Source organism: Salinibacter sp. (assembly GCF_036626415.1).
GTDB lineage: Bacteria > Bacteroidota > Rhodothermia > Rhodothermales > Salinibacteraceae > Salinibacter.
Window position 1 is genome coordinate 1 of sequence record NZ_JAZKRW010000102.1, and the last position, 10,833, is coordinate 10,833.

The 10,833-nt window shown below is 61.4% G+C and carries 12 protein-coding genes; 4 read left to right on the forward strand and 8 right to left on the reverse strand.

What is annotated here, in order from left to right; all coding sequences use genetic code 11:
• On the forward strand, positions 1–1,322 hold a 1,322-nt coding region (locus V5A20_RS10765; protein WP_332327316.1), incomplete at its 5' end, for a DASH family cryptochrome.
• Positions 1,323–1,563: 241 nt separating this feature from the next.
• On the opposite strand, the gene V5A20_RS10770 is transcribed toward V5A20_RS10765, so the two are convergent.
• The 3 genes from V5A20_RS10770 to recO form a co-directional block, all read right to left on the reverse strand.
• Entirely contained in the window at positions 1,564–2,190 is a 627-nt protein-coding gene (locus tag V5A20_RS10770; protein ID WP_332316918.1) for a class I SAM-dependent methyltransferase, read from the reverse strand.
• Positions 2,191–2,238: 48 nt separating this feature from the next.
• A complete protein-coding gene (gene lexA / locus V5A20_RS10775; RefSeq protein ID WP_332316919.1) occupies positions 2,239–2,889 on the reverse strand; it encodes a transcriptional repressor LexA in 651 nt (216 codons plus the stop codon).
• Positions 2,890–3,258: 369 nt separating this feature from the next.
• Positions 3,259–4,020: a DNA repair protein RecO gene (gene recO / locus V5A20_RS10780; RefSeq protein ID WP_332316920.1), complete on the reverse strand. Its 762-nt coding sequence runs from the start codon at positions 4,018–4,020 to the stop codon at positions 3,259–3,261.
• Positions 4,021–4,218: 198 nt separating this feature from the next.
• Between recO and V5A20_RS10785 the strand changes: the two genes are divergently transcribed.
• Complete coding sequence (locus V5A20_RS10785; RefSeq protein ID WP_332316921.1) at positions 4,219–4,656, forward strand: ComEA family DNA-binding protein; 438 nt, start codon at positions 4,219–4,221, stop codon at positions 4,654–4,656.
• An 8-nt stretch (positions 4,657–4,664) separates the two neighbouring features.
• Here the strand turns inward: V5A20_RS10785 and V5A20_RS10790 are convergent, their stop codons facing one another.
• Positions 4,665–4,934, reverse strand: a complete 270-nt coding sequence (locus V5A20_RS10790; RefSeq protein WP_332316922.1) for a hypothetical protein — start codon at positions 4,932–4,934, stop codon at positions 4,665–4,667.
• Between the two features lie 181 nt (positions 4,935–5,115).
• On the opposite strand from V5A20_RS10790, the gene V5A20_RS10795 reads away from it, so the two are divergent.
• Positions 5,116–5,880, forward strand: a complete 765-nt coding sequence (locus V5A20_RS10795; protein ID WP_332327317.1) for a response regulator transcription factor — start codon at positions 5,116–5,118, stop codon at positions 5,878–5,880.
• A gap of 19 nt (positions 5,881–5,899) precedes the next feature.
• Here V5A20_RS10795 and V5A20_RS10800 read toward each other — a convergent pair whose 3' ends face one another.
• The 4 genes from V5A20_RS10800 to V5A20_RS10815 form a co-directional block, all read right to left on the reverse strand.
• Positions 5,900–6,628 (reverse strand): hypothetical protein, encoded by a 729-nt coding sequence (locus V5A20_RS10800; protein WP_332314674.1) that lies wholly within the window; start codon positions 6,626–6,628, stop codon positions 5,900–5,902.
• 26 nt (positions 6,629–6,654) lie between these two features.
• Positions 6,655–7,974 (reverse strand): sialidase family protein, encoded by a 1,320-nt coding sequence (locus V5A20_RS10805; RefSeq protein ID WP_332314673.1) that lies wholly within the window; start codon positions 7,972–7,974, stop codon positions 6,655–6,657.
• Between the two features lie 87 nt (positions 7,975–8,061).
• Positions 8,062–8,634, reverse strand: a complete 573-nt coding sequence (locus tag V5A20_RS10810) for a hypothetical protein (RefSeq protein ID WP_332314672.1) — start codon at positions 8,632–8,634, stop codon at positions 8,062–8,064.
• Positions 8,635–8,859: 225 nt separating this feature from the next.
• Positions 8,860–9,639: a response regulator transcription factor gene (locus V5A20_RS10815; protein ID WP_332327318.1), complete on the reverse strand. Its 780-nt coding sequence runs from the start codon at positions 9,637–9,639 to the stop codon at positions 8,860–8,862.
• 529 nt (positions 9,640–10,168) lie between these two features.
• Between V5A20_RS10815 and V5A20_RS10820 the strand changes: the two genes are divergently transcribed.
• Positions 10,169–10,833, forward strand: a 665-nt coding sequence (locus V5A20_RS10820; RefSeq protein ID WP_332327319.1) for an NAD-dependent epimerase/dehydratase family protein, incomplete at its 3' end; no start/stop codon positions are given.

Below are 10,833 nucleotides of genomic sequence, written 5' to 3' on the forward strand. Positions count from 1 at the left end.
CGACCATGTTCGACCTGCCGAAGATGAGCGCCATCCGGGCCCGCTTCCTCCGCGAAGGCGTACAGGACCTCCGGGACTCGTTCCAGGACCTCGGGGCCGACCTCGTGGTCCGCCACGGACGCCCCGAAGACATTCTTCCGGGGCTGGTGCGGCAGACAAACGCCGAGGAGGTCCTGCAATTCCAGGAAATTGGGGGTGAGGAAGAACAGGTAGAGAGGGCGGTGGAGGACGCCCTCAGGGAGACCGACGCCACGCCCGGCTTCTTCTGGGGGAAGACGCTCTACCACGTCGACGACGTCCCCTTCGACGGCCCCGACGACATTCCGAAGGTCTACACCAACTTCCGGAAGGCCGTCGAGAAGAAGAGCACGGTCCGGCCCACCCTGGACGCGCCGGACTCGCTGCTGCCCCTCCCCGAAGACGTCGATCCGGGGGCGGTTCCTACGCTCGACGAACTCGGCTTCGAGGACGACGGGAGCGTCGACGAGCGGGGCGTGCTTCCCTTTCGGGGCGGGGAGACTCGAGGGCTCGACCGCATCGACGAGTACATCTGGCGCGGAGACTTCTTGAAGAAGTACAAGGCCACGCGCAACGGCCTGCTCGGCGCCAACTACTCCGCGAAGTTCAGCGCCTGGCTCGCCCACGGCTGCATCACCCCCCGGCAGATCCACGAGGAGGTGGAGCGCTACGAGAAGCAGCGGGTCGACAACAAGTCGACGTACTGGATGAAGTTTGAGCTCATCTGGCGCGACTTCTTCAGCTACGTGACCTGGAAGGCCGGCGACCGCCTCTTCCGCCCCGGCGGCATCATCGGCAACGACATTGACTGGAAATACCACGACGAGTCGTTCGAGCGCTGGGCCACCGGCACCACCGGCATCCCGTTCGTCGACGCCAACATGCGGGAGCTCAACCGGACCGGGTACATGTCGAACCGGGGGCGCCAGAACGTGGCCAGCATGCTCTCCCAGAGCCTCAAGCTGGACTGGCGGATGGGGGCGGCCTACTTCGAGTCGCGCCTCGTGGACTACGACGTGGCCTCCAACTGGGGCAACTGGGCCTACAACTCCCGCGTGGGCAATGACCCGCGGGCCCGCTACTTCAACATCGTAAAGCAAGCGAAGCGCTACGACGAGAACGGCGAGTACGTCCGCTACTGGCTCCCTGCGCTAGAGGACGTGCCCGACAAGTTCGTCCACGAGCCCCATCGCATGAGCCACGAGCAGCAGAAGCGCTACGGCTGCGTCCTTGGGGCCGACTACCCGAAGCCCGTCGTGGACCTCGACAAGACGTACGAGCGGATCCGAAACGAGCGTGACTAGAAACAGCCCGCGTTGACAGACACGGGGCGTGCACCCTGCTTTTCACCGCACCCCCGTTTCCCTTCTTCTCTCCAGGCTGCGGGGATCTTGGACGAACGATCGCCAACAGCATAGCCGGACGCGCGACGACGCAGCTCTTGGGCCCCCTGCACGGCCGACTCGGCGCAACGGATCTGTGGTCCGCCTCGTCCCCGCTCCGCCTCTTCCCCACAGCGCCCATTGCCGCAGCGCAGGCCGTGGCTCAGGGACTCTTCCGGCCGCCCGCCACAAAGAAGTCGTCCTGGCGCCACGCGCAGTCCACCTCGGTAAAGCCGGCGCGCTCCATGGCCTTGAGCTGCGGATAGAGCGGCAGGGTGCCGACGTGATCGCCGATGAGGCAGTGCCCGCCGGGGCGGAGCGGTTCGAGAACGCTGCGAAAGAGAAGCTCGTAGCGCGACTCTGCCTCCGCCGGATCCACGTCGTGCCCCACGATGGCGTGGAGGGCTAGCGAAGCCACCACCAGATCGTACGGCCCGCCCGGAAGCGGCGCTCCGTCGGACGGCACCGCCACCTGCAGCGGCTCGGCGTTGCGGGTGAGCTGCCCTACCTTCTCGTGCGCAATGGACAGCAGGTCCGGGTCCTCGTCGAGCAACACGAGTTCCACCTGCGGGTAGGCGTCGAGCACCGTGGCGGCGGCGTTGCCGGTGCCACATGCAAGGTCACAGACCGTCGCGCCCGGCGGCAGGGGCGGGAGGGCCATGGCCAGCTCCTCGAGCATCGGAACCGCTTGTGGGAGGCGGCGCTCCAGGTGAATGTCGTACCACCGACCATCGTCCCAGTGGCCGCCGTCACGGCGCAGGTTGTTTCTCCAATTTGGGAGTTCGCTCATAGAAATGGAAGTCGTAAAGCCAGAACCATCGGAAGTCTACAGGGGCCCCTAGTGGACCGCCGCGGGCCCGCGCCCCCCCTTCTTGTGAATGCCCTCGTCGTTGACGTGCCCGACGTATCGCCCGAGGATGGTGACCTCTTCAAACACGTCGGGCTGGATGTGGATGTCGTCGTATTCGGGATTGCAGGGCTCCAGCCGCAGCCCCCCGTCGTCGTGGTACACGCGCTTAAGGGAGGTCTCCCCATCGTACAATATCGCGCCGATTCCGCCTTCCGGAATGTCCTCATCCATGAGCAGCACGTAGTCGCCGTCGCGGATGTTGGCCCCGCGCATGGACTGCCCGGACACCCGGATCGCGAAGATCTGGTTGAGGTTGGGAAACAGCATGTCCAGCGTGATGGTCCCCAGGTCCGCCTCCACAGCCTCCTGTAGCGTGCCCGCCGAAATGATTCCTTTGACCGGGATGCCAGGTTCGTCCTGCTCCTGATAGCGCTCGGCGAGGTGATAGCCTTGGTCGTCTCGGGTGAGGTGCCCCTTCCGGTGAAGGGCCTTCAAATTCTGGGTGACACTGTTGGGAGAACTGTAACCGAAGTGATCAATGATCTCCCGGTACGTCGGCCAGACTCCCGTCTCTCGGGTGTGGTCAATGAGGAATTGCAGGAACTCATGCTGCTTGGCGGTGAGCTTTTTTCGTCCCATGGTGTAATGGCGATTACGCTCGGTGGACGAATGCGGTGCGCACAGCTCCGGGTGTCAGCGCGCGGAAATGGGGCACATGTTCCACACAGTAGGGTATTGAGAACACCGGAAAAGGTCAAGTCGCCCCGTCAGGAAGGGCAGTTGCATCAGCGGGGGTTCCTCGACGCCGCTGCCCGAGGCTGACGTTCCAGTCATAAACACACGTCCCTGGTCGCACCACCCTTGATTTATGGTATCCGTCGCCTCGCTCGTGGGGAGGCCACACCCCGACGGATACAGGTTTCTTCGTCCGGGGGATGGGCCCTGCATCAAGCTCAAAGCGACGGCAGGAGGGGTTCGTAGTGGATGTGATTGTCCTGCATCACGGGGTCATGTCTCTTCGATCTGCGCAATCACCGAGTGGCTTTGGTCCGGATAGGCCTCGTCGAACTGGTACCGCAAGAAGTCTCGCACAAGGGTGTTCAGTTCCCGCCGTACCGCCGGCGCCATGTTTAGCCGCATCACCGTGTCGAGGTCGGCACGGGCGCAGACGGCATATGCCCGGAGGGCCGGCCGGGAGGCACGCCTCGGGCGCTCTGGGGTTGCGTCCGCCGGATACACGCCCCCGTCCGCCAGCGACAGAAGCCCCTCCTCGCCCGTTACGGCCTCTACGCGTGCCCGGTCGACAGCCGGCGCCACCCCCAGCACCTGCGCCAGTTGAAGCTGCACGAATGGCCAAAGGTTGCCCACCCGCACCTCCGCGTAGTTCAGTCGATGAAGGGCCCGGACGACCAACGCGAACGCAGCGGGCTGTGCGTCTTCCTCCTCCAGGAGGGCGTCGACGAGCTCCACGATGCGCAGCCCCACCGTGATGGTGGGCAGACGTTCGCGGAGACGATGGAAGGACTGAACATGGCTGCTCTCGCTGAGGGTCTGCAGAGTACGCGTTGGCTTGTAGTAAAATACCACCTGGGTGTACGACATGGGCTGCAGAGTGGCCCCAAAGGAGCTTTGGGGACGCCGCGCCCCCTTCGCCATCACACCGATTTTGCCCTTCTCCCGCGTAAAGAGGGTCACGATCTGGCTCGTTTCTCCATAGTCGATGCTTCGCAGGACGACTGCTTCCGTGCGTGTGATTGAACGCTGAGCCATGATCAACGGGCGGTGGTGAGTCCAGTCCCAAGGCTGCTACACCCAACAATAACACCAGATCCGGCCGTCCGAGTGAGGCCGTCTGGACAAGTTGACCGGTTCCTGCAGGGACAGAACGTTAGATTTTGATTTCGGAGGTGTCTTGTTTCTGACTTCTGGGATGTTCGTTGTGATCGATGGACCCGCAGGGTTACCGTCATGATCTGGCTCTACCGACTGCAGCAGCGGCTGTCTATCACCCGCCAGGAGGGACTCGCGATTCTTACGCTCACCGTGCTGTTTTTGGTGGGTCTCACCGTGCGCCACTTTCAGGAGCAGCAGGCCCCTCCGGTCGCCGTCGACTCGCTCGTGGCCAAGGTGCCCCCCGACTCCACGCCCCCCTCATCCGGGCCCCCGCAGCACCCTCGTCCGTCCGCATCTGCTCCGATCAACGTGAATACGGCGCCGCCAAGCGCCCTGGAAGCCCTGCCGGGGATTGGCCCGGCCCTGTCCGAACGGATCGTGACGTACCGGACCACTCAGCGCCCCTTCCAGCAAGTCGACGAGCTGAAGCGCGTCAGTGGCATCGGTCCGAAGACCCTGGCGACCCTCCGCCCGATGGTTCGGGTGACAGTTCCCGATAGCAGCTCCAGGTAGCAATCGTGCTACGTCGCAGATGAGCTCCGCACTGCACTCCCCTGTTCAGTGGAGGAGCCCCCCTCGTCCGAGGCCTCAGCTTCGCCCGACGAGGGCTGTTTCTGTTGCAAAATCCGCTCCTCAACCGCCTCCGCCGTCCACTCTTCAGCGACCTCTTGCTCCCGGTCGAGAAACCGCCAGATCGGGACGAGGAGCAGAGCGGCCAGGAGCGCAAAGCCGATCAGGGTCCCGGCAATGATCGGAAGGTACTCGGGGTTGAAGAGCGGCGATGCGTCCATGCGTTGCGATACACTTCCGGAAAAGGCCGTGTGCGTTGATGTACGTGTGTCGGGCGAGCCCGTTCGCTTTTCCGTCTCCGATGCACATGCCCCGAATCTTGCAGTTCACGCACCAGTAGGGTAGTTTTTCCAGCACAAACGCTTCCTCTCCTGTTCTCACGAATGGCCCGCAGGCACGGTCATGTCTCTGCCCGGTGACGCGTCGATGGGGTCTCCTGAGGCCCGCCTCCTCATTGCCGAAGATGACCCGGACCTCGGAAGCAGCCTGGAATCGTTCTTCCGCCGAAACGGCTATGAGGTCCATCATGTCACCGAGGGCGAGCATGCCCTTCAAGAAATGACCACCCTGCCGCCCTACGACCTCGTGCTTCTGGACGTGCGGTTGCCCGAGAAGGACGGGTTCGAGGTCCTGCGCGAGGCCCGCCAGGCCGGGGTCGACTCGCCCGTCATCATGCTCACCGTAAAGGATGAGCACAAGCACAAGCTCCGGGGGTTTGACCTCGGCGCCGACGATTACGTGACCAAGCCGTTCGGCACGGAAGAGCTCGCCGCACGGGTGGAGGCGGTGCTTGCCCGAAGCAGGTCGTCCCTCCCCGACACGGGCGACGTGTATTCATTCGGGAACCTGACCGTCCACTTCTCTGGAGACACCGTTGCCGAGGAGGGCGAGGCAATTGAGCTTACCGACCTGGAGTTTGACATCCTAGAGTACTTTATCAAACACCGGGGCCGCACGGTGAGCCGCGAACAGCTGCTCCGCGACGTGTGGGGCATCAGTGGCGACATCACCACCCGTACCATCGACCGCCACGTGGCGTCGCTGCGCAAAAAAATTGAGCCCGCACCGGACGACCCCACGTACCTCCAAACGGTCTACGGCATCGGGTACAAATTCGTAGAGAAGGAAGACGTCGAATCTCGTGGTTCCTCGGAAAACAGCGGATGACCTCTCGCTGAACGGATGATCACGGCGCCAAAATGTCCCCACTCACGCTCCACTGCGGCCGCGTCACCGCATCGGACAGCGTGCCGGGCGTGGCCGTGAAGCTGCCCTCAATTGTCATGAGCGGCTCCAGGGCCGTCACGGTGGGCTCCGGCGGCCGCGGGAATTCAGTGCTGTCGCTTGGCGGACCCTCCCGTAGCGAATCGCGGAAGGCTTCCATGTCAGCCCGGGACACGCTGGCCTCCATCGCCGCGTCGAGTGAAAAGGTGCCCTCGACGACCTCGTCGGTGGCCGTCTCAACGGCGACTGTTCCCTCCTTCAGCGGATAGAAGTGCAGCGAGTCGGCGGTCTGTCGCCCATAACTGACGGTAAAGAGCTCGTCCGGGAAGAAGCCCGGCCCGCAGGAGCTATCGCAGTGACCGTTCATTCCCACCTCGTAGGTGCCCGGCTCCAGGGGGCCGTCGGCCAGTCGCATGAACGAGAGATCGTGGGTCACCGACTCCTCGTATTCCCCGGAGAGCTGGACGATGGTAACGGTCTTGTCCAGCGGCTGGATGGGGTGCACAAAGACGTTCTGCTCGTCGAACGACAGGTTGTTGCCCAGCGTGGCCTGTCCTTGGACGGAGGCGTTGACCGGGGCTCCAGCCGTCAGTTCGAAGTGCGGCTCGGGCGTCGACTCGGGACCGGTGCTATCGCAGGCGGTGAGGAGTACACAGAGGGCGAGGAGGGAAAGGAAAAGTGTGCGGTTCATGCTGATCACCTCCAAACTACTGAGCGTTACTGCGGAGTGCCGATGCTGTAGTAAACTCCTTCTGGATCACGGTCGATCATCCGAAGGGTCAAATGAAGATGGCCGTCGTCGTCTGATGTGAGCCCGACGTGTTGGGCCGCCCCGCTGGTCCCAAAAAGGTTTCGAGGGGATGTCCAGTCCTCCCCAATGCCTCGGAGATGGTATGCCGGAAAGGAGGACGTGTTAAACCCGCCCATTTGGAAGGTCACGTTTGTGGCCCCTCGCTCATCAACAGCCACTTCCGGCGTGCTGGGAATGCCTTGACCGGCAATCGAGGGGGTAAGATTCTTCGCTTTGGCCCAGCGTTCGCCCCCGTCGGTCGAACAACTGCCGAAGAGAGCCTCCGGCTTGAGGTCACCCGTCAGGCTTTTCCGCCACACGATTTGAATGCGACCATTGGAGCTTGCGGCGATCGTGGGAGAGAAGCCCGGCTCGTCAAATCCCGAGCGGTGAACAAGTATTCTTTTCTCCCACGTCTCCCCTCCATCTTCCGACCAGGTGAAAAACACACTATTGCGATCCCGCTCCTGGCGTGAGGTATCGGCCGCGATATACGTAACCAAGAACCGGCCCTCTGGTCCTATCGCGATGTCGGGTTCCTTACCGCCCCCTCGATCCCCAATGGAAGTTCGACCGCCGGTCCACCCTGTGGACATTCGCTCAAAATGGCGGATCTGAGCCGGACGGTTGTCACTCTCCCGAGATGAAAACACGAGATGAAGATGGCCGTCAGCGTCGAAAGCGAGACTGTGGGGCATGCTAAAGAAGGCATCGCTGCGGGAGGCGAAAACCTCTTCGGGGGCCGACCAGGTTTGCCCATTGTCGGTGCTGCGGGCATAATAAACAGCATCGGGAGGCGCGCCGGGGCGCGGGGTGGCGTCTTGGAGGCGCTCGCCCCAGACGAGGTGCACGGTCCCGCCGGGTTCTGTTGCAATTACGGGCCGGGAAGACGGAGTGCCGCTCTGAGAGACGTTGATCGGTTCGCTCCAGCCCGCTTCCGTCCGGCGGAGAACATAGATCTCGCTGGGGGCTGCGAACTGTTGGGTCGTATCCACCTTGTGAATGGCAACAAATTTCTTCGAATCGTTGACAGCAATGTCCGGATGGCTCGCGATGCCCTGCACATCGATGGGAATATGTTGAGGAGTCTCCCACTCCACCGCCGCTGGAAGAGTGCCCTCGCAATTGATTTGTTTTGGATCCGGGGGACGGGGCTCATTGCTGTCACACCCAGTCAGAAGTCCACCGATAGATGGAAAGAGAAACAACAATAAAAGAGAACCTGTGGCGCGAGGAGACACGCACATGGCATACAGACAGGAGAACTATTCGTGGAATGAGTCACTAGGAGAGGGGAAGGGGGAGAACCGCCCCCCTACCCCAGTGATGAATATTTAGAAATTATACTCAAATGCACCAGTCCCGAATTGATCATAATAATAACCATCTGGGTACTGGTCCCCTTCGTCGTAGACGTAGTGATTCCCATCCTGATAGTACCAAGTATCCGACTCAGTATCTACAGAAGTCCATACCCCAGCAAAGCTCGCGTCAAATCCATAGTCGTATCCAGAAAACACGGGAAAGAAGTCGACGTATGAAGTTCCAATTACATCGATATACGAGATATTTTTTGTAGCCCCTGTGTAGGATCCCATTCCTGTGTAGTAGTAGCCTATATTTATGTAGGACCCTCCGTAGTACGACCACGACCCTGAGTTCGGGGCATTGGTGTATTCAACAACCGGAACAGGGCTGTCTTTCTCCACCGTTGAAGTGAAGCCAACGGTATCGGCGTCAGCGGCATTCTGTCGAGTATTCTGTGACGGCTTTGCATCGTCACCGATGTTCGACTCCTGAAGAGATACGTTCGGGCGGGTGTTCGGAATCTTGAATCCGCTGGGTGCGCGGCTCTGAACGCTGTTTTTTAAACTGTCTGGAACGGATACGTTCTTTGTGGAATACACGCCTCGACTGAGGTCAGTAGGCAACCCCAGGTCGCTCAGGCGATCCGTCTGGATGCTGTCTTGAACTTGACTCGAAAGAGTCGTTGGGACTGGACTCGGATCAGACGCCTTGGGAGCGTCCGATCCGACGGGTGCCTGCTGGTCGCACCCAATGAGCAGTACCCCGATCAGCAGTGTGAAAAGCCACGAAAGAACGGATACTCTACGCGGAGACATCATGCGTTATCACCTCCTGATGAGTGATAGATCACGACTATTCTCATCAGTATGGATATGGCAGATTCCCCCGTCGGTCATGTATCGACCGTCATAAATTGAGTGTGCCCATCGATACATTTTACTCTCGCCCAATTTCATCAGGGGGGGGGGCAACAGCCGTTTCAGGTCGTGCCGGTGGGCCCACACAATCAGCTTCAAGCGCGTAGGCAAGCCCAGCTTCTGAAGAATCTGGTGTACGTGGTTTTTCACCGTCCCCGTGCTGATGCAGAGCTTCTCGGCAATCTCCGGATTTTGCAGCCCTTCGGCCACGAGCCGGAGCACGTCGCGCTCGCGTGGTGTCAGTTGGCGTATGCTCCGGGCAACAGGCACTCCGTCGGGAACCAGCGACCTTGAAATGTGGGGACTGATCCAGCCGTCCTGTCCCTGCGCCACCCCGTTGAGTGCCTTTATCAACAAGTCTGGATCGTCCCGCTTCAGCACGTAGCCCGACGCTCCGGCTTCCAGCATCTGCTCGGCCAGCCAGGGCTGCTCGGAGCGGCTCACCACCAAAACAGGAGGTGCACCGTCGACCTCGGCAAGCCGTTCAACGGTGTCGAGGCCCGTCGGCTCGGACAGGAGCGCCTCCAGCAGCACTACGTCCGTAGTATCCGTGCAGCCATAGCGTACAGCCTCATTTCCATCGTCGGTGGTCGCCCCCACCTCGATTTCGGGCTGCGCGTCGAGGAACGCCTGCAACGACGCCCGGACCAGCGCATATGGATCGGCCAGAACGACCCGTACGGACATCGGATTGTGCGGACGAAATACGATTCTTGCGAATGTTATTCGCAACTAAATAGAACGTACTTTTGCTGTCAAACGAGGCAAACTCATCGAGCACGGGATCGAGAAATATGCCAACAGAGTAAAGAATTTCACCCTTCGGGACGGGACATCAAGCGCACTCTCGTAAGGATTCCCGCCGTGCGTCGACGGATAGGTAACCCAAGTTGCGTGTCATTCCGCACTCCGATGCGGGATCTCCCTTGAACGGCCAGATTGGCCTACAGAGATTCTGAATCGAGTTCAAAATGACCATCTTTCGATTAGGGAGCAACTTGGGTTAGGTAGTCCATAAGTTCTCGATTTTCGACGTGGCAAAAGAAGTTGAATCCCAAGCAGAAGCCGTCCTTTGAAGACACCTCAGCCCACCACCCCGTAGCGTTGTGTCTTCCTTGCCCCACGACTCTTCATCCAAGCCTCCTCCTCCCTCCTTCTCCTCTCACCCCCGCTTCGACCCTCAACATTGCTACCTCCGTAACTAACTGATCCCTTCGTGGAAAGAGACAAAACTGCTTTCGTCACGGGCGGCACCGGCTTCGTCGGGAGTCATCTCGTCGAAGAACTCCTGCGCCGCGACATCGACGAGATCCGCTGTCTCGTCCGCACCGACCCGAAATGGTTGTCGGACCTGGACGTGACGACCGTGCGCGGCGATCTGTCGGACGTGGATGTGCTCTGGGACGCGCTCGATGGGGTCGACGAGGTCTACCACGTGGCTGGGCGGACACGGGCGCCGACCGAAGACGAATTCTACGAAGCCAACGTGCAGGCCACACTCAACCTGCTGGGCGCCGTGAAGCACGCCGCACCGGACCTGGATCGCGTGCTGGTGACGAGCAGCCTCGCGGCCGTCGGGCGCTGCGCGCAGGACGTGGCGACGGAGGACGTACCGCTCCGCCCCGTCAGCATGTACGGCCGGAGCAAGGCGCGGATGGAAGAGGCCCTCCACGAACGCCCCGAGACCACGCCCGAATCGTACGCGGAGAGCCTCCCCCTCACCGTCGTGCGCCCCCCCGCCGTCTACGGCCCCCGCGACCGCGACATCCTCGACTTCTTCCGGGCCGTAAAGCGACACGTCTGCCCCGTCGTGGGCGGGGGCTCGGCCCGCACGCTGAGCCTCGTCCACGCCGAGGATCTTGCCGCCGGCATGGTCGACGC